Source organism: Streptomyces sp. NPDC001027, from assembly GCF_040299045.1.
Classification (GTDB): Bacteria; Actinomycetota; Actinomycetes; order Streptomycetales; family Streptomycetaceae; genus Streptomyces.
The window spans coordinates 63,958-86,101 of sequence record NZ_JBEPBI010000009.1 but is presented as its reverse complement, the minus strand read 5'-3'; the positions used below and the strand labels follow the sequence as shown (position 1 = coordinate 86,101).

Here is a 22,144-nt window from a genome sequence, read left to right as displayed (position 1 = left end):
GCGAGGATGTGCCGTACGCCACACTGGGTCCGGTGCCTGAGTCCTCGGAGCGGCCCCCCGGAACCGCCGCCGCTCACCTCAGCAGCGATCATCCTGGAGGTCGCCCCCGTGCAGACCCAGACCCGGACCCTCACCCCGACCGACAGCACCGCCGAGAGCGCGCCCGACGGCATGGATCCGGACGCCGAGTCCGACGTCCTGGTCGCGGTCCCGCCGCAGAACCGTGCCGCGCACCACCCGGAGACGAGAACCGACCCCGCGGCGGACCCCGACACCGACCCCGAGGCCGCGGACCCGCCGCCCGAGGCGCTCGCCGAGGGCCCCGAGCCGGAGCCCGACGTGGAGGCCCCGCCCCGCGCCCGCGTCACCGAGAGCGCCGGCCCGTCCTCCGACCTGTTCCGCCAGTACCTGCGGGAGATCGGCCGCATCCCGCTGCTCACGGCGGCCGAGGAGGTGGAGCTGGCCCGCCGCGTGGAGGCCGGACTGTTCGCCGAGGAGAAGCTGGCCGGGTCGGCCGACCTGGCCGGCGAACTCGCGCTCGACCTCGACCGGCTGGTCGTCATGGGCCGGATGGCCAAGCGCCGCCTCATCGAGTCCAACCTGCGGCTCGTGGTGTCCGTCGCCAAGCGGTACGTCGGCCGCGGGCTCACCATGCTCGACCTCGTCCAGGAGGGCAACCTCGGCCTGATCAGGGCGGTCGAGAAGTTCGACTACGCCCGCGGCTACAAGTTCTCCACGTATGCCACCTGGTGGATCCGGCAGGCCATGTCCCGCGCGCTCGCCGACCAGGCCCGCACCATCCGCGTCCCGGTCCATGTCGTCGAGCTCATCAACCGGGTCGTCCGCGTCCAGCGCCGGATGCTGCAGGAACGCGGTTACGAGCCCACCGCGGAGGAGGTGGCCGCCCAGCTCGACCTGCTGCCGGAGCGCGTCGGAGAGGTCCTGCGGCTCGCCCAGGAGCCCGTCTCCCTGCACGCCCCGGTGGGCGAGGAGGACGACGTGGCCCTCGGCGACCTCATCGAGGACGGCGACGCGGCCAGCCCCGTGGAGTCGGCGGCCTTCCTGCTGCTGCGCGAGCACCTGGAGGCCGTGCTCTCCACGCTCGGCGAACGCGAGCGCAAGGTCGTCCAGTTACGGTACGGACTGGCCGACGGCCGCCCGCGCACCCTGGAGGAGATCGGCCGCATCTTCGGCGTGACCCGCGAACGGATCCGGCAGATCGAGTCGAAGACCCTCAACAAGCTGCGCGACCACGCCTTCGCGGACCAGCTCAGGGGCTACCTGGACTGAGCCCGCGGACCGGGCCCGTGGACTCAGTCCAGCCAGGGCCCGTGGACTCAGTCCGGGCAGGGCCCGCGGACCGGGCGGGGCCGCTCGCCGTCACTTGATGCGAGCGGCCCCCACGACACGCCGCACGACCGGCCGCCGTCCCCGGTCGTCCGTCCCCGGTCGTCCGTCCCCGGTCAGTCGACCTCCGCCACGGCCTCCGCGAACTGCGCCTTGTACAGGCGGGCGTAGGCCCCGTCCGCCGACAGCAGGTCGCCGTGCGCGCCCTGCTCCACGATCGAGCCGTTCTCCATCACCAGGATCGTGTCGGCGTCCCGGATGGTCGACAGCCGGTGCGCGATGACGAACGACGTGCGGCCGTGGGCCAGCTTCGCCATCGCCTTCTGGATCAGCACCTCCGTACGGGTGTCGACGGAGCTGGTGGCCTCGTCGAGCACCAGGATCGTCGGGTCGGACAGGAACGCCCGCGCGATGGTGATGAGCTGCTTCTCGCCCGCGCTGACCCCGCTGCCCTCGTCGTCGATCACGGTGTCGTAGCCGTCGGGCAGCGTGCGCACGAACCGGTCGGCGTGCGCGGCCCGCGCCGCCTCCTCGATCTCGCCCCGGGTGACCTCCCGCGACGCGCCGTACGCGATGTTCTCCGCGATGGTGCCGCCGAACAGCCAGGTGTCCTGCAGCACCATGCCGATCCCGGCCCGCAGTTCGTCACGCGACATCCGCGCTATGTCGACGCCGTCCAGGGTGATGCGTCCGCCGGAGACGTCGTAGAACCGCATCAGCAGGTTCACCAGCGTCGTCTTGCCGGCGCCCGTGGGACCGACGATGGCGACCGTGTGGCCGGGCTCCACCGCCAGCGACAGGTCCTCGATCAGCGGCTTCTGCGGGTCGTAGCGGAAGGACACGCCCTCGAGCGCCACCCGTCCGCGCAGCTCCGCGGGCCGCTCGGCGGCCACCGGGTCCGCCGCCTGCTCCTCGGCGTCCAGGATCTCGAAGACCCGCTCGGCCGAGGCGACGCCCGACTGCACCAGGTTCGCCATCGACGCGACCTGCGTCAGCGGCATGGAGAACTGGCGCGAGTACTGGATGAAGGCCTGCACGTCGCCGATGGACAGCGAACCCGACGCGACGCGCAGCCCGCCGACCACCGCCACCAGGACGTAGTTGAGGTTCGACACGAACATCATCAGCGGCTGCATGACGCCGCTGTTGAACTGCGCCTTGAACCCGGCCTCGTACAGCGCCTCGTTCTGCTCGGCGAACTGCTCGGCGGACTGCTGCTGACGGCCGAACACCTTCACCAGGGTGTGACCGGTGTACATCTCCTCGATGTGCGCGTTGAGCTTGCCGGTGGAGCGCCACTGCTGCACGAAGTGCGGCTGCGAGCGCTTGCCCACGCGGGTGGCGACGACCGCCGACAGCGGCACGGTGACCAGGGCCACCAGCGCCAGCAGCCACGACACCCAGAACATCATCGCCAGCACGCCGATGATCGTCAGCAGCGAGTTGATGAGCTGGCCCATCGACTGCTGGAGCGTCTGCCCGATGTTGTCGATGTCGTTGGTCGCGCGGGACAGCACCTCGCCGCGCTGGCGCTTGTCGAAGTACGACAGCGGCAGCCGCGACAGCTTCGTCTGCACGTCCTCGCGCATCCGGAACATCGTGCGGTTGACGGTCTTGTTGACCAGGCGCGTCGCCACCGCCATCATCAGCCCGGCGACCAGGAACACCCCGACCGCGGCCAGCAGCACCTCGCCCACCGAGCCGAAGTCGATGCCCTTGCCCGGCGTGAAGTCGGTGCTCCTGAGCATGTCGGCGACACTGCCGTCCCCGCGCTCCCGCATCGAGTCGAGGACCTGCTCCTTGGTCGCCCCGGCCGGCATCTGCCGACCGACGATGCCCGCGAAGACGAGGTCGGTGGCCCGGCCGAGGATCTTCGGTCCGACCACGTTGAGGCCGACGCTGAGCACGACGCAGAACAGCATCGCGTAGAGCGTGACCCGTTCCGGCTTGAACTGGGCGAGCAGCCGCCTGCCGGACACCTTGAAGTCCAGCGAGCGGTTCTCGGGGCCTCCGCCGGCCATCATGCGCCCCATGGGCCCGGCCATCAGGCAGCCTCCGCTTCCGTGAGCTGGGAGAGCACGATCTCCCGGTAGGTCTCGTTGTCCGCCATCAGCTCCCGGTGGGTTCCGGCGCCGACGACCCGGCCCTCGTCGAGGACGATGATCCGGTCGGCGTCGCGGATGGTCGCCACCCGCTGGGCGACGATCACCACGGTCGCCTCGGCGGTCTCCCTCCCGAGCGCCGCCCGCAGCGCCGCGTCGGTGGCGTAGTCGAGGGCCGAGAAGGAGTCGTCGAACAGGTAGATCTCCGGCCGCTGCACCAGCGTGCGGGCGATCGCCAGCCGCTGTCGCTGACCGCCGGAGACGTTCGTACCGCCCTGCGCGATGGGGGAGTCGAGGCCGTTCTCCAGCTTGCTGACGAAGTCCTTGGCCTGCGCCACCTCCAGCGCGTGCCACAGTTCCTCGTCGGTGGCGTCCGGATTGCCGTACCGCAGGTTGCTGGCGACGGTGCCCGCGAACAGGTACGGCTTCTGCGGCACGAGACCGACGGTCCTCGCCAGCAGCACCGGGTCCACCTCGTCCACGGCCACCCCGTCGACGAGCACCTCCCCCTCGGTGGCGTCGAACAGCCGGGGCACCAGCCCGAGGAGCGTGGACTTGCCGCTGCCGGTCGAGCCGATCACGGCCGTCGTCTCACCGGGGCGGGCCACCAGGTCGATGGACTTCAGGACGGGCTCCTCGGCGCCGGGATAGCGGAACCCGGCCCCCTGGATCTCCAGGTGGCCGTGCCGCCGCAGCTCGGTGACGGGAGCCGCCGGCGGAACCACCGACGACGAGGTGTCCAGCACCTCCTGGATGCGCTCGGCGCACACCTCCGCACGCGGCACCTGCATGAACATGAAGGTGGCCATCATCACGGACATGACGATCTGCATGAGGTAGGCGAGGAACGCGGTCAGGTCGCCGATCTGCATCCCGCCGTCGTCGATCCGGTGCGCGCCGAACCACACCACCGCGATCGACGACAGGTTCACCGTGGTCATGACCACCGGGAACATCAGCGCCAGCAGGTTGCCGGTCTTCAGCGAGACGCCGGTGAGATCGGCGTTGGCCTCCCGGAACCGCTGCTGCTCGTACTCGTCCCGCACGAACGCGCGGATGACCCGGTTGCCGGTGATCTGCTCGCGCAGCACCCGGTTCACGGTGTCCAGCTTCACCTGCATGGACCGGAACAGCGGCCGCAGCCGGCGCACGATCAGCGTCACGCAGATGCCGAGGGTCGGCACGACGGCGACGAGCACCGCGGACAGCGGCACGTCCAGGCCGAGCGCCAGCACGATGCCGCCCACGCACATGATGGGCGCCGACACCATCAGGGTGAACGTCATCAGGGCCAGCATCTGGATCTGCTGGACGTCGTTGGTCGTCCGGGTGATCAGCGAGGGCGCGCCGAACTGGCCGACCTCCCGGGCGGAGAAGGACTGCACCCGGTCGAAGACGGCCGCCCGCACGTCCCGGCCGAGGGCTGCGGCGGTCCTGGCGCCGTAGTACACGGCGCCGATGTTGCACACGACCTGCGCCAGCGAGACGGCGATCATCACGCCGCCGAACGTCAGGATGTATCCGGTGTCTCCCTCGACGACGCCGTTGTCGATGATGTGCGCGTTCAGGGTGGGCAGGTAGAGGGTGGCGCAGGTCTGCAGGAGCTGCAGCAGCACCAGAAGAGCGATGGGTTTCCTGTAGGGCCTGAGATAGGTCCGCAGAAGTCGTATGAGCACGCTACGTCTCTCGGAGTCGGCGGGAGGGGCATCGGGTAGCCGGGAGGGGCAAGGGGCAACAGGTAGGGGCATTGGTTGCCCCTGGCCCCTATCGTCCGACATCCCACCCGTGTTACCTCAACCGATTAAGCCGACAGCAGTGCTTTTCCGGCCCCCGGGTGCCCGATAAGCCACATCTGCAACCTCACGCCCGGAATGCTCCGGGATGGGTCTGCTCCCGCACCGACACGAACTGCTGCCGCACCGCCTGCCCCACGGCCAGGTCCTCGCCCGGGTCCAGGACCTGCGCCGCCGCTCCCTGCCAGGCGGGCGGCGTCCGCGGGTCGAGCGTGCCCTGCGAGGCCCCGAGCGCCCACGCGGCCTGCCGGGCCGCCCCGATCGCCGCGTAGTCGGCCGGCTGCGGCACCACGACCTGCGCCCCGAACAGCGCGGGCGCCGCCGACTGCACCGCCGGCAGCTCGGCCGCCGCCCCCAGCAGGAAGACCCGCCGCACGTCCACGCCCCGGCCGCGCAGCACGTCCAGCGCGTCCGCGAGCCCGCACAGCATGCCCTCGAAAGCGGCCCGCGCGAAGTGCTCCGGCTTCATCGACTCGCGTCGCAGCCCGGCCAGCGTGCCCGCGGTGTGCGGCAGGTTCGGCGTCCGCTCGCCCTCCAGGTACGGCAGCATGACCAGCCCGTGCGACCCCGGCGTCGACTTCATCGCCAGGTCCGACAGCGCGTCCAGGTCGGGCGCCCCGACCAGTTCGGCCGCGCCGCGCAGGGTCCGTACGGCGTTCAGCGTGGTGACGACGGGCAGGTGCATGCCGGTCGCGTCCGCCAGCGAGGTGATCATCCCGCTCTGGTCGAGGAGCGCCTCGGGGTGCACCGCCATCACCGAGCCCGACGCCCCGAGCGAGACCACCGCGTCGCCCATCCCCAGCCCGAGCCCCAGCGCCGCCGCCATCGTCTCCCCGGTCCCGGCGGAGATCAGCAGGCCCTCCGGAGTCGTGCCGGCCGCGTCGGACGGCCCGATCACCTCGGGCAGCATCGCCTGGTGGCCGAGCGCCAGCTCCACGAGATCGGGCCGGTATCCGCCGGTGGCGGCCGACCAGTACCCGGTGCCGGAGGCCCCGCCGCGGTCGGTGGTCCTGCGCACCGGCCGCCCCAGCAGCTGCCAGACCAGCCAGTCGTGCGCCTGCAGCAGCACGGCGCTGCGCGCGGCGGCGTCGGGCTCGCTCTTCGCCAGCCAGCGCAGCTTGGTCACCGGCTGGGCCGCCTGGGGGACGCACCCCACCGCCTGCGCCCACGCCTCGCGTCCGCCGAGCGCGTCGACCAGGTCGGCCGCCGCGACCTGCGCCCGCTTGTCCCCGCCGACCATCGCCGGCCGCACGGTGTTGCCCTGCGAGTCCAGCGGCACGACCGCGTTCTGCTGCGCGGACACGCCGATGGCCTGCACGCCTTCGAGCAGGCCCCCGCCCGCGGCCTCACCCAGGGACAGCAGCCAGGCCTGCGGGTCGACGTCGGACGGACGGCCGCCGCCCTCGGCGCCTTCCACCGGATGCGGCGCGTACCCCTGCCGGAGCACGGCTCCGGTGTCCGCGTCGCAGACGACGATACGAGTGAAATCGGGCGAACTGTCCAACCCGGCGACTATCCCCATGCCGAAAATTCTGCCGCACGCCGGGCCCGGATGCGGCCGTCAGTCGCCTCGGGGGCGGCCGGAACCGCCGAACGGCGCCGCCGCCCGCCGTCGCGGCGTCGTCGTCAGGTGTTGCTCGTGCCCCAGTCGTCCCCGCCCGCGCCGTTGACGTTGCGGTCGCGCAGTGAGCGCACCCGGCCCGCCACCGACTCCGGCATCCGGTCGCCGACCTTGTCGCTGACCGCGTGATAGGCCTTGCCCGCGTACTGGCGGCCCTGCTGGGCCGCGGTCTCGGCGGTGTTGCGCACGGCCGGGTTCTGGGCGACCTGCCGCGCCGACTTCTTCAGCTGCTCGTAACGCTCGCGCCCGGCACGCGTGCCCAGCACGTAACCGACAGCCAGCCCGACGACGAACGTGAGCTTGTAGCGCATGACGGCCACCTTCCCTCGTGTAGGTCCCTGGCACGACACCGGTGCCGGGGGGAACCGATTGGCGGAGCACCCCCCTGCTTGCGCTAATGTATGTGTCGCAGCGAGCGAGCGCTTCCTGGCGAATACCCAGCTAGGCACGTTCGATGCGACGAGGCATTCCCCTGTAGCTCAATTGGCAGAGCAGCCGGCTGTTAACCGGCAGGTTACTGGTTCGAGTCCAGTCGGGGGAGCTCGGTCCCCTGTAGCTCAATTGGCAGAGCAGCCGGCTGTTAACCGGCAGGTTACTGGTTCGAGTCCAGTCGGGGGAGCATCGTGAACGAGGACCCCGTGGGGGTCCTTTTTCATGTGGTGTCACACCGGCGGGAACCGCGCAGGCCAGGGGCGTCGGCCTCAGGGCGGCGGCAAGGCCGACCAGCCGGAGCGTGAGATCGTATGAGCGGCTATGCTGCGGCAGACGGCGCGCACTCATGTACGCGACACGCCGCTATGGGGCGGTAGCTCAGCCGGTTAGAGCAGCGGACTCATAATCCGTCGGCCGTGGGTTCGAGTCCCACCCGCCCCACCTTGCAGGGCTCTGACCTGCGGAAACGTTCATTTTCGGGTGTCGGAGCGTCAACTTCGCCTGAACGGACTGAATCCGCTGCTCGCGAGTTCGGCTCCCTTGCGGCCGGTAACAGGGCGCACCGCTCTGACCTGCGCATATGTCGTAGTTCGGCGATGGTGCAGGTCTCGGTGGATGGCGCGTTCGAGGCCTTGGCGCCGGATTCTGGACGCTGGTTGGACACGAGGATTCGGAAGTGCCGCCTGGGGACCTTCGGGGCGGCGGCTCTGTCGGGTCGACAGGTGCGTACAGGGGTCGCACGAATGGGACGCGAAACGGCCCGTACTGGAAACGGCCCGGAGAGAGCCGGCAGACATGGCGGGAACGGCTGGTCTGGGCGGTTTCCCTCGTACAGCGCGGTTCACGGCGACCCTGACGCGGACATCACCACCGTCATCGCGATGGCCACCCAGCCCCAGAGGGCGATGCTGTAACGGGAGCGGAAATGGATCGCGGGCTCAAGGACCGCAGCTGCATCGTCACCGGCGGCACCCGTGGCCTGGGTCTGGCCGCCGTTCCGAGGCTGGGGGATCCGTAGCCTCCGGGCTGGCCAGTCACTGGTGCGTCGCCTCCTCGAAGACAGCCCCGACGAGCGCCCCGAAAGGCAACGGGTCGACCGCGGCGAACTGTCTTCTGCATCCATGCGGACCTGGACCTCCCGACACCATGCGCCGATCATGTCTGTGTGAGGACAACACGGACAGGCGAGTCGGTTCTGTCACGAGCCGTGCGGATCCTCGAGGTGTTCACGCCCGAGGACCCGGCTCTCACTGTCTCCGAGATCTCCCGGCGTACGGGACTGCACCTGGCGACCGCGTCGCGGCTGGTGGCGGAGTTGATCGAGCACGGCTTCCTGGCACGTGACGCCAACCGCCGGGTGCGAGTGGGCATGCGTCTGTGGGAGCTGGGGACGCGGGCCTCGCCCACCCTGTCACTGCGGGACGCGGCAATGCCGTTCCTGGAGGGCGTGCACGATGTGGTGGGACACCACGTCCAGCTCGGGGTGCTCGACGGCGACGAGGTGCTGTTCCTCGAACGTCTCTCGGCGCCGGGAGCGGTCGTCAACTACACCCGTATCGCGGGCCGGCTGCCGATGCACGGGTCGTCCAGTGGCCTCGTACTGCTTGCCCATGGTCCCGCCGCACTCCAGGAGCGCATCCTCGCCGGACCTCTGAAGGCGTACACGGCGCACACCATCACCAACCCCACCGCGCTGCGTTCCACCCTGGCCGACATCCGACGCCAGGGATACGCGTACTGTCCCGGATACCTGCACGAGGAGGCTCTCGGTATCGCCGCCCCGGTGCGCGGCCGACAGGGGGAAGTGGTGGCCGCGTTTTCCGTGATCGTCCCGAACGATGCCGGGGCAGCCTCCGTCGTCCCCGTGGTGCGCACGGCGGCGCGCGGCGTTTCCCGGGCCCTGGCGGCTCACGGTCTGCCCGGCTGAGAAAATATTCGTTTCGTCTCTCATTCAATGAGAGTCCCGTCGCGGCCTTCGCTCACCCGCGCGCATGCTTCCCGCAATCCGAAGACGGGAGGCGACGACGTGGTCGTGACTCTGGAAATCTCCGCCAAGGAAGCCGTGGCCGAAGGCGTGGTCGCGCTGACCCTTGTGCATCCGGCCGGCGCGCGACTGCCGGACTGGACCCCTGGCTCCCATATCGAGGTCGTTCTTCCGGACAGGACGGTGCGGCACTACTCGCTGTGCGGCAGCCGGTGGGACGCCTACACCTACCGAGTCGCGGTCCTGCGGGAGCCGTACGGTCGCGGTGGATCGGCGCTTGTCCACGACACGCTGCGTCCGGGCGACCGGGTGGGCGTCGGCGGACCGCGCAACCACTTCCCCCTGGTCCCCTCGGAGACGTACCTGTTCATCGCCGGCGGCATCGGCATCACCCCCCTCCTGCCGATGGTCCAGCAGGCCGAACTGCTGGGCGCGGAGTGGCAACTGCTGTACGGCGGGCGGACGCGGGCCTCCATGGCCTTCCTGGAGGAGTTGACCGCGACCTACGGAGAGCGGGTTCACATGGCTCCCCAGGACGAGGTCGGACTGCTCGATCTCGGGTCCTGGCTCGGCGCCCCGCGCCCGGACACCAAGGTCTACTGCTGCGGACCCGCTCCGCTGCTCGCCGCGGTGGAGGCCGCCTGCGCACACTGGCCCGCGTACACGCTGCGTACCGAGCGGTTCGCCGCCGCCGAACAGGCCGCGCCGGTACGGGACCTGCCCTTCGAGGTCGAGCTGAGGCGGACGGGGCGCGTCGTCACCGTCACTCCGGACGTCTCGGTGCTGGACGCGGTGCGCCGCGTCGGAGTGGACGTGCTGTCCTCCTGCGAGCAGGGCACCTGCGGCACCTGCCTCACCCCCGTGCTGGAAGGCAGCCCCGACCACCGCGACTCGATCCTCGCCGACCACGAACGCGCGGCGAACACCTGCATGTTCCCGTGCGTGTCCCGGTCCCGCGACGACCGCCTGGTCCTCGACCTGTGACCCCTTCCCCCGTCATCCCCGTAGCAAGGAGCCGCCATGCCCGGGACCGCCGAGCTGCCCGTATGTGACATCGACGTCTTCTCACCCGCCGCCCTCGAAGATCCCGAGGAGCTGCACCGCGTCCTGAGGGCCGCCGGCCCCGTCGTGTATCTCTCCCGATACGACGTACGTGCCCTGGCCCGCCATCAGGAGGTGCACGCCGCGCTCGCGGACTGGCAGCACTTCGAGTCGGGGTCGGGGGTGGGCCTGGCCAACTTCCGCCACGAGGAGTCGTGGCGTCCGCCCAGCGTGCTGCTGGAGGCCGACCCACCACGGCACGACGCCCCACGCCGGGTGCTGCGGGACATTCTGGCCCCCTCGGCGCTGCGCGTCCTGCGCGCGGCCTGGCAGCAGGCGGCCGAGGAACTCGTCGAGCAGGTTCTCGCCGGCGGCAGGGGGACGTTCGACGCCTTCACCGAGCTGGCGTGCGCGTTTCCGCTCAGGGTGTTTCCCGACGCCGTGGGTCTCGGCCCGGACGGCCGGGAGAACCTCCTGCCGTACGGAAACATGGCCTTCAACTCCTTCGGCCCCGTCAACGACCTGGTCACAGCCGACGCCCACCGGGTCGCCGAGCTGTCGGCGTGGGTGAACGCCCAATGCGCACGCGAGGCGCTCACCGATGACGGATTCGGGGCGAGGATCTGGACCGCCGCCGACCGCGGGGACCTCACCCAGGCACAGGCACCCCTCGTGGTGCGCTCCCTGCTCACCGCCGGAGTCGACACCACCGTCCACGGCCTGGCGGCCTGTCTCTACGCCTTCGCCACCCACCCCGAGCAGTGGCAGCGGCTGCGCGAGCGACCGGAACTGGCGCGCGTCGCCTTCGAGGAAGCGGTGCGCTGGCAGTCGCCGGTACAGACGTTCTTCCGGACCGCCACCGCCGACGTGACCATCGCCGACGCGGTCGTCCCCGAGGGCACGAAGATCCTCATGTTCCTCGGCGCCGCCAACCGCGACCCGGACCGGTGGGACGATCCGGACCGGTTCGACCTCGTGAGGGATCCCTCGGGGCACGTCGGCTTCGGCATGGGCATCCACCAGTGCGTCGGACAGCACGTCGCCCGACTGGAGGCCGAAACCCTGCTGACGGCACTTGCCGCCCGCGTCGAGCACATCGAACTCACGGCGACCCCGCGCCGACACCTCAACAACACCCTCCGCTCCTGGGCGTCCCTGCCCGTGCGCGTCCACCGAGCGCGCTGAGCGGCTACCAGCGAGCGCATGGGCGGCGACCTGCGGCGTCGCTCTTCCCGAACTGTTCACCGCACACCAGGAAAAGGCCAGATGACCTCCGCACTCGACATCACCTCCCTCACAGCCATCGACGTCCACGTTCACTGCGAGGTCTCCAAGGACGGGCGTCCCTCCCTGCCCCCGGACCTCCTCGCCGCCTCCGAGCAGCACTTCGGTCCGGGAGGCCAACGGCTCCCACAGCTGGACGAGGTCGCCGCGTACTACCGGGAACGGCACATGGCATGTGTCGTGTTCACTGTGGACGCCGAGTCCACCACCGGCCATCCGGCCATCGCCAACGAAGAGGTCGCCGAAGCGGCGGCGGCGCACCCGGACGTACTGATCCCCTTCGCCAGCATCGACCCTGCGAAGGGACGGACGGGAGTGCGGGCCGCCCGGCGCCTGGTCGAGGAGCATCAGGTCCGGGGCTTCAAGTTCCACCCCAACATGCAGGCGTTCTTCCCGAACGACCGGAAGGCATACCCGCTGTACGAGGCGCTCGAGGAACTGGGCGTCCCCGCGCTCTTCCACAGCGGCCAGAGCGGCATCGGCGCGGGCCTGCCCGGGGGCGGCGGCATACGCCTGAAGTACTCCAACCCGCTGCACCTCGACGACGTCGCCGCGGACTTCCCGAACCTCAAGATCATCATCGCGCACCCGTCCTTTCCCTGGCAGGACGAGGCGCTCGCCGTCGCCACGCACAAGCCGAACGTGTGGATCGACCTGTCGGGCTGGTCGCCGAAGTACTTTCCGCCGCAGCTCGTCCAGTACGCCAACACACTGCTGCGCGACAAAGTGCTCTTCGGCTCCGACTTCCCCCTGATCACTCCCGACCGCTGGCTGAAGGACTTCGCCGAGCTGCCCGTCAAGGACGAGGTACGGCCCAAGATCCTCAAGGACAACGCGGCTCGGCTGTTCGGCCTCACCCCGCACTGAATCCGGGCTGCGGCCGGATGTGGCGCTGATCAACCATGACGCGAAGCGCGACCGTTGTCATGATCCGTCTGCGTCGTACGGCCACGGTGACGGACCGTTGCGTCAACGCCTACGAGATCGGGCCACGACGTCCTCGCGGGATGTCCGGACACTGACGCGGCAGGCGCCGGGCGGATTTGCACGCCGTCCGGAGGACACCGCCGCCCCGGGATATAGAGGGCGCCCAATCCGGTCGCATCTCGTGCGCGCGGAACGTGGAAACCCGGGCGGAGGCCGTCGCCCGGACAGGGCCGGCGGTGGGCCGACCGTGAGGAAGGCTGATGTCTCCGGCGGGACAGGACGGCTCAAGAAGCGAAAGGCGGCAGGCCGAAAGCGGCATCATCTCCGCCCCAGGCCCAGTTGCCGCACTGCTCGACCCCCTTGTTGCCTGGGCGTGCCTGAGCCGGATTCGGCCGGCCGGCGGAGGTGGCCGGCAATGCCCGGTGCGTCGCCCATGCTCGACTCCGGCGGGCCGGAAACGCAGGTCGGGCATGGGCACGCAGCGCTGGGAGTTCTGGTCACAGCGGAGACGTCTGGTGCCGACTCGCGACTGCCGTGAACGACTCTCCACGAGCGCCGCGGCCGACGCGGACGAGCGCCAGGTAGACGATCGAGGTGACCACCATGCCCGGAATCCAGGACAGGTCGGCGTTGGAGAAGTGTCGCGCGACGGGCCCGACGTACCACGCGTTACTCATGGCCGGAACGCCGGAGACAACGCCGACCACGAAGGCAATGAGGACCTTGAGGTTGACCCCGTTGTGGGTCCACGTGGCCGGGTCGCTCCAGTACTTTCCGCTGCGGGTGTACATGCCGGGGACGTCGTACTCTCCGTGCTGGACGAGGTAGAAGTCCACGAGGTTCACCGCGCCCCAGGGAATGAGCAGCAGGAGCAGGAACGACAGGAAAGCCGTCAGGTTGCCGGTGAAGTCCTGTGAGGCCGTGACGGCCAGGCCCAGCCCGATGACGAGGGTCGGCAGCATCATCGCTGCACGGGTCCGGAACGAGTTCGAGATCTTGACGAAGGTCGACAGTCCCGTGATCAGGTTCAGCATCCCGCCGTAGAGGTTGAGCATGTTGGTCACAGCCAGGCCCAGCGCGGCCACCACCAGGACGACAGTGGCGAGCGCTCCGCCGCCGAGCGCGGCACTGGTGCTCTGGAAGACGTCCGCGGCGGCGAACTTGGCCGCGAGAAGCACACCGACGACGCAGCAGAAGGTGGACGACAGGAACACCCCGGCCGCCGTCCACCAGAAAACCGCCCGGCCTGACGCGTCGCGCGGCAGGTAGCGCGAGTAGTCCGAGACAGCGGTGGCGTAGGTGAGCGCGAACGTCACGGCGACCCCGGTGCCGGCGAGGAACGACGCGAGCGACACCGGACCGGACGTCACCGCCACGTCGCCTCCTCGGGCGAGCGTGTAGCCGCTGACGACGATCAGGCTGATGGTGAGCGGCCACGTCGCGTAGCGGGTGACGACGTGGATGGCTCGGTTTCCCATCAGTGCGGGGAGCACGCTCAGCGCGGCGATCAGACAAATGGCCAGGGGCAGCGGGATCCGGCCGCCCGTGGCCACCTTGAGCGCGATACCGCCCGCGAGCGAGACCGAGACCGTGAACCCGACGTACATGACGGACCCCACGACGACGGGTACCAGGGCGCCGAGGTATCCGAACTGGCCGCGGCTCTGGATCAGTTGGGGGATCCCCAGCCTGGCGCCCTGGATCGAGTGCAGGGCCATGAGGACGGTTCCGACCAGGTTGCCGATGACGGCGGCGAGCAGCGCCAGCGGGATGTTGCGACAGACCGAGTAGATGATGGCGCCGAAGATGGCGTTGCCGACGTTGAGGTTGGAGGCGAACCACACGTGGAAGAGGTCGCGGGGGCGGCCTCGTCGGTGGGATTCGGGCACCGGATCGACGTGGTGCAGTTCGATCCCGGCTTCGGTGGCGGGTGTTCCGGTCATGGGCTCTCATTCCTTTCACGGACAACCCGCGTGGTCGTGGGGTGCCGGTGAACCGATCGGGTCATGGCCATGCGGGACTGTGCCCGCTCCTCGAGCACTCGGGTGAACCGGGCGAGAAAGTGGTCGGCTGCCGCGTTGTCGAAGCAGAGGGGCGGCTTGATCTTCAGGACGTTGAGCTCGACTCCGGTGGGTTGGACGGCGACGCCGAGTTCGAGCATGCGTTCGCAGATCCGGGCCGCGGCGGCGGGTGCCGGCTTCTTGTCCGCGCCCGGTTCGACGATGTCGACACCGCGGTAGAGGCCCTCCCCGTAGACGGCGCCGATCTCGGGGAAGCGTGCGGCCAGGGCGCCCAGCCCTGCGCCGAGGTGCGTACCGACCGTGCGCGCGTTCTCCGGCAGGCGTTCGTCGCGGAGGACGTCGAGGACTGCCGTACCGACCCGGCACGAGACCGGGCCGCCGCCGGTGGAGGAGAAGAACCCGGCTCGCCGGCCGAACTCCGCCGCGATCTCGGGCCGGCACGCGACGACACCGAGCGGATGTCCGTTGCCGGTCGCCTTCGCCGCGACGACGATGTCGGGGGTGGCGCCCCGGCCTTCGAACGCCCAGAAGGCCGACCCGGTCCGCCCCATCCCGACCTGGATCTCGTCGGCGATGCACACCCCGCCCGCCTCGCGCACGGCGGCGTAGGCCCCGGCCAGGTATCCAGGCGGCGGAACGATTCCTCCCTGGCTGCCGAGCAGGGGCTCGGCCACGAACGCGGCCACGCCACCGCCCGGTTCGGCTTCGGCGCAGGCTCGCCTCACGGACTCCACATACGGCTCCGCGCGCGCACCGTGCCGTCCCCGGTACGGGTCGGGCGTCTCGGCGACGTGGACGTGTTCGTCGAGTTCCTCGCGCCAACGCGGGCGGTCATGGGGAAGCGTGTCGAGCGCGAACACGTCCGAGGTCCAGCCGTGGTAGGAGCCCTCGATGACGACCACCGACCGACGCCCGGTGTGGACCCGGGCCAGTTGGACGGCGAGATCGACGGCCTCGCTGCCCGAGTTCACGAAGAAGAAGGTGCGCAGTTCCTCGGGCAGGGTGGCGGCGAGCCGTTCCGCGTACTCGCCCATGGCGTCGTACAGGAAGCGGGAGTTGGTGTTGAGCAACGCCATCTGCCGAGCCGCCGCCGATGTGAGAGCCGGGTGGGAGTGCCCGACGACCGCGACGTTGTTGATCAGGTCGAGGTAGCGCCGGCCCGCGCTGTCGTAGAGCCAGTGCCGCCAGCCTCGGACCATCTGCACGGGGGTCTCGTAGTACGTCGACTGGGCGTCGGCCATGTACTTCGCCCGGCGCTCACGCACGCGTTCGACCGCCCTGCCGGGTTCCGCCCTGACAGGCGTCCCGATGAGCGGCGACGGGTCCGCACAGAGCGTCAGGAGGGCCGCACGGTCCCGGACCCTGCCGTCGCCCGGCAGGTCGGGTGAGAGCCCCAGCTGCACGTGGACGTGGGAAGGCAGCGGGCCGGCCGACGGTGCGACCAGCGCGACCTCGGCACCACGGCGCACGGTGTGCCCGACGGAGACGTGCGCGGCCACTCCGGCGAGCCGGACGAAGAACGTGGTGGTGTCGATGCGGCTCTGCAGGACGACGGCGTGACCGTCCACCCGGACCACCGTGGCGTCGAGCGGGGCGTGGACTGCGGTGCCGGCCGGGACGAACAGGTCGGCGCCCAGGTGCAGTGCGGCGGGCGCCCGGTCGGTCAGGTCGGGCTCACCGAGGCGGATCTCGTCGAATCGTCCGACGGCGACCTCCGTGTCGGATCCGAGCCGGGGAAAGGCCTCGGCGTCCATCCAGTTGCCCGCCGAGAACAGCTCCGACTCGACGCTCAGATCGACCGGCCGGAGCCGACGGAACTCCTGGTCGCGGAGAATCGGGCTCGGCGACTGCCGGGCGACGAGATCGGCCAGGTCGGTCTCCGGTGTGCCGAATCCGCAGGCCTGGCGCACCACCGCCGTCGCGAGCGCCGGGTCGATCTCCACCACGGCCCGCAACGCCCGCCAGTCCTCGGCAGCGACCTCGGCCGCCCCCTCGTCGTCCGGATCCTGCTGCGCCGCGATGGTCTGGAGCGCCGCACAGAGCGCGGCACGCGCGCGGACCAGCGTCCAGAGCGCGTCCGCCTCGGCCTCGGACAACGACAGCCGGTCGAGGTAGCCGGCGAGGACGGGCAGCGCCGCTCCCAGCGGGTCCTCGGGGGCACGTGCGACGGCGGCCAGCATCGGCGTCGCGACCTCGCAGGCCCGCCACGTCCACACCAGGTCCCCGAAGTCGATGATCCCGGTCGGCGCGAACCCTCCGTCGGCATCGAAGTCACCGACCACGTTGTGCTCGTGGATGTCGGTGTGCACGGCCTGTTCCGGCAGTCGCCCGGCGCTCCCCCCGCCGACGAGTTCGGCCACCGGAGCGAGCGTCCGGTCGATGAGCGCGTTCTCCACGTCCGTGAAGTGATCGGTGAGGCCCGAGACGGTCTTCACCGCGTGGCGCGGATCCCATGAGGACCGGCGGTGCAGCCCGGGGTGGTCGAATCCGGCGAGTGCGGTGACCGATCTCGCGGCCAGTCGGCCGAGGCCGCGCAGAGCCGTCGGCGAGAGGTGCGCGGCGGAGCCCAGCGGTGTGCCCGCAACCCACTCCAGCAGCCGTGCGCGGAGCCCGTCGAGGTCGACCAGGTCATGGTGGCGCAGCGTCGGGACGGCTTCGGGCACCACGAGACCCGGATCCCGGGACCGGAAGTGACGGACCGCCAGGTGTTCGGCGTGGACTGCCTCCGCACCGCCCTCGGCCAGGGCCGCCTTCAGGACGTACCGGCGCCCGTCGCTGTCGTCCTCGACCAGCATGACCTGGTCCTCGGTGCTCCCCAGGTCGGTGAGCCGACCGGTGATTGCCCATTGCTCACGCAGGAGGCGCCTCGCGTCCTGCTCCGACAGCGTCGGGCCGGCGCAGGGGGCGGCGCAGACGGCTGCGTCCACCGCGCCTTCGCCGGTGAACGCCCGTTGTGCCTCAGCCATGGTGTGCCAGTTTCGGCCGCCGGTCCGGGTCGCTCCAGAGGCCGAGACGTGCTTCGGCGGCCGCCCCGAGGCGGAACGCGGTCAGCTCGTCGTACGGCCGGGCGACGATCTGCACGCCGGTCGGCACCCCGTTGTCCGCGCGGCCCGAGGGCACGTTGAGGACGGGATGGCGGCTGGCGATGTTGAAGAGCTGGGTCAGGCACTGGCTCACGAGGTTGTCGAAGTGCACGCCCTCGGCGAGTTCGACGGACTCCACGGACGTGGCGTCCGCCGGGTAGCCGGTGGTGGCCAGGGTCGGGCAGATGACGGCGTCGTGGTCGCGGTAGATCTCGGCGAGCACGGCGTGCATCCGGCCTTCCTCTTCCGCGACCCGCAGGGAACCGGTCTTCTCCAGGGCCGCCTCGCACGCCTCGACGACGTCGAGGACGTTGCGGGACCAGCGCGGGTCGTCGGCCGGCGCCGCGTCCCGTACGGACGGCGCGAGGAGGAGGCCGTAGTGGGCGAACGCGGTGGCCATGATCTGCTGGCGGGTGATCGGGATCTCGACCGGGGTCACCTCGGCTCCGGCTTCCCGCAGGGCGTTCGCGAACCGCTCGATGTTGGCCGCCGCCTCGGGGACGACGGGGAAGTCGCCGATGGTGACCGCGAGCGCGACCTTCAGTCCCGCACACGATCCGAAGGTCGTCGGGAGCGGTGGGGCGGCGGGTACCGAGGTGTGGTCGACGAGGTCCGGTCCGGCGATGACGTTCTGGAAGAGAGCGCAGTCGGTGACCGTGCGGGCCATCGGCCCGTCCTGACAGTAGGTGTCGAGATTGAGCGGTGGCAGCGACGGCACCCGCCCGTAGGAGGGCCGCAACCCGACGACGCCGCACAGGGCCGACGGAACCCGGATGGAGCCCGCGATGTCGGAGGCGGTGGCCAGCGGGGCGAGTCCGGCGGCCAGTGCCGCACCCGCGCCGCCCGAGGAACCGCCGGGGCTGTAGTCGAGGTTCCATGGATTGCGGGTGACGCCCCACAGCTCGGAGTGGGTGGTCACGGCGATCGAGAACTCCGGCGTCGTGGTCCGCAGGTGCAGGACCGCACCGGCGTCGATCAGCCGCTGGACCATCGGCTGGGTCCGCGTCGCGACGTTGCCCTCGGTGAGCAGGGAGCCGAAGCGATGGGACCTGCCGGCGATCGGCATCTCCTCCTTCACCGCGACCGGGACGCCTTCGAGCGCCCGGGGCGCCGGACCCTTCCCCGCGTACCTGGCCTCGGCGGCCCGCGCGACATCGTGGGCCTCGTCGAACATCTCCTCGGCGACCGCGTTGACCTCGCCGGTCTTGGCGACCCGCTCGATCAGCGAGTCCAGGACTTCCACCGGGGACAGCTCGCGCCGCCGGAACGCCCCCAGCATCTCGTCGGCCGACAGATAGTTCAGGTCCATCCTTCGCTCCTCTTGGCGATGGGCAGTACGGGTAAAGGCCATACGGGCACGCAGAGAGTTACTGCGTGAAAAGTGACGCGGGGCCGCCTGTCGGACTCAGCCCGCGCTCCTCCTGGATGGAGTTGCCGCCGTCCACCACGAACAGCTGTCCCGTGACATAGGACGACTCCGGCGAGGCCAGGAACGCCACCAGCGCGGCCACCTCCTCGGGACGCCCGGCACGACCGACCGGCGTTGCCGCCCCGAGAGCGTCGACGTGCTCGTCGAGGCCCCCGGTCGCGATCCAGCCTGGCGCGACGGCGTTGACCGTGACGCCCCGCGAGGCCGTGTCCATCGCTGTCGAACGGGTGAGCCCGATCAGGCCCGCCTTGGCCGTGTGGTAGGCGACGTCGCCCTTGTAGGCCATCACCGGACCCGAGAGCGACGACATGTTCACCACCCGGCCGTACCCCCGGGCGAGCATCGGCCGGAGCGCGGCGCGGGTCATGTAGAAGGTGGTGTCGAGGTTTCGCGAGAGCGCCGAACGCCACTGCTCGTCGGAGGCCGTCGCGAGGCTGGACGGATCTTCGGGCTCGGCCACCGAGACCATGCCGGCGTTGTTGACGAGAACGTCGATCCGGCCGAAGGCGTCCAGCGCCTCGGCCACCACCGACTCGGCGAACCGGGGATCGGTGAGATCGCCCGCGACCCCACGGACGGGGCAGCGCCCCGCCAGCTCGGCCACCCGCTCGTGAATCCGCCCCGTGGTCGAGGTGATCAGCAGCGAGTAGTCGTCGGCCAGCCGTTCGGCGCAGGCGAAACCGATGCCGGATGCGCTGCCGACCCCGGTGATGACCGCGACGGGCCGGCTGTCTGCGTCGGTCGGGTTCATATGGTGCCCACCCTCGGATCCCTGACGCCTCATGGCATGACTGAGTTGAACGTTCGACACAGTAAGGGAATCGAGCGTGTGCGGCAATGGCCTGTCCACCTGCATTGTGCAGGCTCAAGATCGCTACGGACCTGAGCAGGACAGCCGACTCCCCTTGACCCGAGTGGTACGTTCGTTCCAGCTCTGACGGTGAAGGGGCATGATGCCGTGGCACGCCGAACAGGCAGGTTGCCCCGCGATTGCTACCGTGCGGCCAATGCCGTCGGGCGACGCCCGGCGGTCACCCACAGGCGAGAAGGACGACGACATACATGAGCCGGCCCGGCGGATCCGCCCAGCAACGAGACACCCCTGTCCTGACCGAGCGCGGCGGGGTCCGCAAAGCGGTCATCCTCGAAGCGGCTCTGCGGGTCATCGGGGACAAGGGACTCGCCGGGCTCTCCATGCGTGCCATCGCGGCGGAAGCGGGGCTGCCGCTCGGAGCTCTCGGCTACTACTTCAAGACCAAGGACGACCTGATCCTCGGGGCGTTCGAGTTGCACACGCGCCGGGAGGCGGACCGGGTGCTCGCCGCCTTTGCGGGTGTCGAGAGCGGCAGCCATGCCGATGACATCGCCGAGCACCTCACGGCGTTCATCCACCACGGTCTGACCGAGGCACGCACGAGCCTGGTCGCGGAGTACGAGTTCCTGATCGAGTCGACCCGCAGGCCGGATCTCGCACGCGTCTCGCGGGCGTGGCGCCAGGCGCTGCAGATCCAGGTCAGCCATGTCGCGAGCCGGCTTGGTTCGGACGATCCCGAGACGGACTCGGAGATCATTCTCTCGGTCATCGCGGGTCTCGAGATCGACCACCTCTCCACACCGCTCGACCCGTCGACGACGCAGGCGATCCGCACCGCACTCCGCCGCACGATCACCAGGCTCGGGCTCCGCGGCAACGCCGCGCGGCTGTAGGTCCCATCCCGGCAGTCCGGACGCACGACACCTCTCCGTGCAACTCGGCGGTATCGCTGATCTCGCCTGCCGCTCACCGCCGACGAACGCGGTCAGCGGCAGAACCCGCGACACCCGACCTCACCGGCTGGTGGCCGGACCGCCCGGATCCCGGAGTCGACCGTGTACCCGCGTCCGCCGAGCGGTCCACGTACGCCGTAACGGGAATCCTGCCTCGGTGGCACGTACTCGCATGGACAGGTACAGGTCGCCGAGCCCTTTGCGCCCGATGATCCGAAGCGCAGCATCCAACATCTCGGTCCTACGAGCGATCCCTCGTCGGCTCGACGGCATCGACGTGAGATCGTCGGGCAGGTCCTCGGGCAGTGCTGCGGTCACCGGTGCCAGCTCCTGACTCAGTCATGAGGGAGGGCCCGAGCGCTCCCGCATGCAGCCTGTCCAGACGCGCTGACGAGGTCGTCGGTCGCGATCAGTCGTCCGTGTCACGCGCCATCTGCGCGGAACGGACGGCGGAGATGCGCTACCGACTGCTGCACGCCGCAGCCCGCATCACCCGCGGCGGCCGCCGCCTCCACCTGCGCATCTCCGCAACCTGGCCCTGGCGAAACGAGCTGACCAGCGCATTCGCCCGCCTCACGGCCCTACCCCGGCCAGCCACTTGAACCACGGCACCGCCCCTGCCCGCCCACAACCCGAGGAACCCGGAGCACCCGACCCGCACGTCGGGCCTCGGCCATGCCCGTCGACGAAGAGAAACCAAACCCACCACCGCACACCCGCTCAGACCGGTTCAGCCACCCGAAGCGAAACAGGGAGGCCAGACGCGACCGTGCGACTCCAGAGCGGGGAGAGCATCGAACTGACCCCAGGCGTCGTGCTGCGCCTGCACGCGGGGGAGCGGACAGAACGGGAGGTCCGCTCCACCCTGCCGGAGGTCTGCGTCGCGGCCGACGGAGGCGCCGTCGGTGCGCGGATGACGTAGAGGCCAACCGATCAAGAACGACCCGTTGACGAAAAATATCGCGCGTTATATGTTCACGCGTACATGAAGGTTGATGATCTCAGTCTCCGTTGGGCTCGACGCCGAACCCATCCTCGACCATTCCCAGACGACTGCACCCGGAACTTGCTGTCGGACGTACCCCGTCCGGGCTGGATTCTCGCTGATACCGACGAGTAAGCACTCATCGGAGTCATCAGGTGGTCGTCTTGGGCATGCGGCCACCGACAGAACATCTGGAGCCAGTCATGCGTGCACCCCTACCCGCTTTTCGTGCGAAGCGCGCCAAAAGAAGAGCGACCCTGTGTATCGGAATCGGCGCGAGTCTGATGATCGCCGGCTGTTCGGGCGGCGGAAAGGGCTCAGGCGCGTT

15 protein-coding genes, 3 tRNA genes and 1 pseudogene are annotated in these 22,144 nt (G+C 70.2%); 11 read left to right on the top strand and 8 right to left on the bottom strand.

Annotated features, from left to right (window positions below; translation table 11 throughout):
- Window positions 1–6: 6 nt before the first annotated feature.
- Window positions 7–1,290, top strand: a complete 1,284-nt coding sequence (locus ABT300_RS05295; protein WP_351672331.1) for a sigma-70 family RNA polymerase sigma factor — start codon at window positions 7–9, stop codon at window positions 1,288–1,290.
- Between the two features lie 173 nt (window positions 1,291–1,463).
- Here ABT300_RS05295 and ABT300_RS05290 read toward each other — a convergent pair whose 3' ends face one another.
- From ABT300_RS05290 to ABT300_RS05275, 4 genes are all read right to left on the bottom strand, one after another.
- On the bottom strand, window positions 1,464–3,392 hold the full coding sequence (locus ABT300_RS05290; protein WP_351672329.1) for an ABC transporter ATP-binding protein: 1,929 nt from the start codon (window positions 3,390–3,392) through the stop codon (window positions 1,464–1,466).
- Window positions 3,392–5,125 (bottom strand): ABC transporter ATP-binding protein, encoded by a 1,734-nt coding sequence (locus tag ABT300_RS05285; protein WP_351672327.1) that lies wholly within the window; start codon window positions 5,123–5,125, stop codon window positions 3,392–3,394. The genes ABT300_RS05290 and ABT300_RS05285 overlap by 1 nt, the downstream gene beginning before the upstream one ends.
- Window positions 5,126–5,309: 184 nt before the next feature.
- Window positions 5,310–6,764, bottom strand: coding sequence for a xylulokinase (locus ABT300_RS05280; protein ID WP_351672325.1), 1,455 nt, complete (start codon window positions 6,762–6,764; stop codon window positions 5,310–5,312).
- Between the two features lie 104 nt (window positions 6,765–6,868).
- On the bottom strand, window positions 6,869–7,174 hold the full coding sequence (locus tag ABT300_RS05275) for a YtxH domain-containing protein (protein WP_351672323.1): 306 nt from the start codon (window positions 7,172–7,174) through the stop codon (window positions 6,869–6,871).
- A 157-nt stretch (window positions 7,175–7,331) separates the two neighbouring features.
- Here ABT300_RS05275 and ABT300_RS05270 point away from each other — a divergent pair.
- From ABT300_RS05270 to ABT300_RS05240, 7 genes are all read left to right on the top strand, one after another.
- Window positions 7,332–7,404: transfer RNA gene (locus ABT300_RS05270), tRNA-Asn, on the top strand.
- Between the two features lie 5 nt (window positions 7,405–7,409).
- Window positions 7,410–7,482 (top strand) — tRNA-Asn (locus tag ABT300_RS05265).
- Window positions 7,483–7,662: 180 nt separating this feature from the next.
- Window positions 7,663–7,736 (top strand) — tRNA-Ile (locus ABT300_RS05260).
- Window positions 7,737–8,502: 766 nt separating this feature from the next.
- Window positions 8,503–9,222, top strand: coding sequence for an IclR family transcriptional regulator (locus tag ABT300_RS05255; protein WP_351672321.1), 720 nt, complete (start codon window positions 8,503–8,505; stop codon window positions 9,220–9,222).
- Between the two features lie 105 nt (window positions 9,223–9,327).
- On the top strand, window positions 9,328–10,263 hold the full coding sequence (locus ABT300_RS05250; protein WP_351672319.1) for a PDR/VanB family oxidoreductase: 936 nt from the start codon (window positions 9,328–9,330) through the stop codon (window positions 10,261–10,263).
- 36 nt (window positions 10,264–10,299) lie between these two features.
- Window positions 10,300–11,505: a cytochrome P450 gene (locus ABT300_RS05245; protein ID WP_351672317.1), complete on the top strand. Its 1,206-nt coding sequence runs from the start codon at window positions 10,300–10,302 to the stop codon at window positions 11,503–11,505.
- 81 nt (window positions 11,506–11,586) lie between these two features.
- Window positions 11,587–12,471: an amidohydrolase family protein gene (locus ABT300_RS05240; RefSeq protein ID WP_351672315.1), complete on the top strand. Its 885-nt coding sequence runs from the start codon at window positions 11,587–11,589 to the stop codon at window positions 12,469–12,471.
- Window positions 12,472–13,028: 557 nt separating this feature from the next.
- On the opposite strand, the gene ABT300_RS05235 is transcribed toward ABT300_RS05240, so the two are convergent.
- Genes ABT300_RS05235 through ABT300_RS05220 form a run of 4 tightly spaced genes read right to left on the bottom strand, consistent with a single transcriptional unit; the run spans window position 13,029 to window position 19,815 of the window.
- Window positions 13,029–14,474 (bottom strand): purine-cytosine permease family protein, encoded by a 1,446-nt coding sequence (locus ABT300_RS05235; protein WP_351672313.1) that lies wholly within the window; start codon window positions 14,472–14,474, stop codon window positions 13,029–13,031.
- Complete coding sequence (locus tag ABT300_RS05230) at window positions 14,471–17,518, bottom strand: aminotransferase (protein WP_351672311.1); 3,048 nt, start codon at window positions 17,516–17,518, stop codon at window positions 14,471–14,473. Before ABT300_RS05230 ends, ABT300_RS05235 begins: the two co-directional genes overlap by 4 nt.
- Entirely contained in the window at window positions 17,511–18,944 is a 1,434-nt protein-coding gene (locus ABT300_RS05225; RefSeq protein WP_351672309.1) for an amidase, read from the bottom strand. Before ABT300_RS05225 ends, ABT300_RS05230 begins: the two co-directional genes overlap by 8 nt.
- Before the next feature lie 58 nt (window positions 18,945–19,002).
- A complete protein-coding gene (locus tag ABT300_RS05220) occupies window positions 19,003–19,815 on the bottom strand; it encodes an SDR family NAD(P)-dependent oxidoreductase (RefSeq protein WP_351672307.1) in 813 nt (270 codons plus the stop codon).
- A gap of 311 nt (window positions 19,816–20,126) precedes the next feature.
- Here ABT300_RS05220 and ABT300_RS05215 point away from each other — a divergent pair, with 311 nt between their 5' ends.
- From ABT300_RS05215 to ABT300_RS05205, 3 genes and pseudogenes are all read left to right on the top strand, one after another.
- Window positions 20,127–20,771 (top strand): TetR/AcrR family transcriptional regulator, encoded by a 645-nt coding sequence (locus tag ABT300_RS05215; protein ID WP_351672305.1) that lies wholly within the window; start codon window positions 20,127–20,129, stop codon window positions 20,769–20,771.
- A 512-nt stretch (window positions 20,772–21,283) separates the two neighbouring features.
- A pseudogene (locus ABT300_RS05210) lies at window positions 21,284–21,433 on the top strand (IS1380 family transposase); the annotation flags it as partial.
- 167 nt (window positions 21,434–21,600) lie between these two features.
- A complete protein-coding gene (locus tag ABT300_RS05205) occupies window positions 21,601–21,753 on the top strand; it encodes a hypothetical protein (protein WP_351672303.1) in 153 nt (50 codons plus the stop codon).
- Window positions 21,754–22,144: the final 391 nt, after the last annotated feature.

Excerpts from the sequence above, each read along its gene's own strand:
- ABT300_RS05295 (WP_351672331.1), top strand. The coding sequence starts at position 7 with ATGTGCCGTACGCCACACTGGGTCCGGTGCCTGAGTCCTCGGAGCGGC.
- ABT300_RS05290 (WP_351672329.1), bottom strand. The coding sequence starts at position 3,392 with ATGGCCGGGCCCATGGGGCGCATGATGGCCGGCGGAGGCCCCGAGAAC.
- ABT300_RS05280 (WP_351672325.1), bottom strand. The coding sequence starts at position 6,764 with ATGGGGATAGTCGCCGGGTTGGACAGTTCGCCCGATTTCACTCGTATC.
- ABT300_RS05275 (WP_351672323.1), bottom strand. The coding sequence starts at position 7,174 with ATGCGCTACAAGCTCACGTTCGTCGTCGGGCTGGCTGTCGGTTACGTG.
- ABT300_RS05245 (WP_351672317.1), top strand. The coding sequence starts at position 10,300 with ATGCCCGGGACCGCCGAGCTGCCCGTATGTGACATCGACGTCTTCTCA.
- ABT300_RS05240 (WP_351672315.1), top strand. The coding sequence starts at position 11,587 with ATGACCTCCGCACTCGACATCACCTCCCTCACAGCCATCGACGTCCAC.
- ABT300_RS05235 (WP_351672313.1), bottom strand. The coding sequence starts at position 14,474 with ATGACCGGAACACCCGCCACCGAAGCCGGGATCGAACTGCACCACGTC.
- ABT300_RS05230 (WP_351672311.1), bottom strand. The coding sequence starts at position 17,518 with ATGGCTGAGGCACAACGGGCGTTCACCGGCGAAGGCGCGGTGGACGCA.
- ABT300_RS05225 (WP_351672309.1), bottom strand. The coding sequence starts at position 18,944 with ATGGACCTGAACTATCTGTCGGCCGACGAGATGCTGGGGGCGTTCCGG.
- ABT300_RS05220 (WP_351672307.1), bottom strand. The coding sequence starts at position 19,815 with ATGAACCCGACCGACGCAGACAGCCGGCCCGTCGCGGTCATCACCGGG.
- ABT300_RS05215 (WP_351672305.1), top strand. The coding sequence starts at position 20,127 with ATGAGCCGGCCCGGCGGATCCGCCCAGCAACGAGACACCCCTGTCCTG.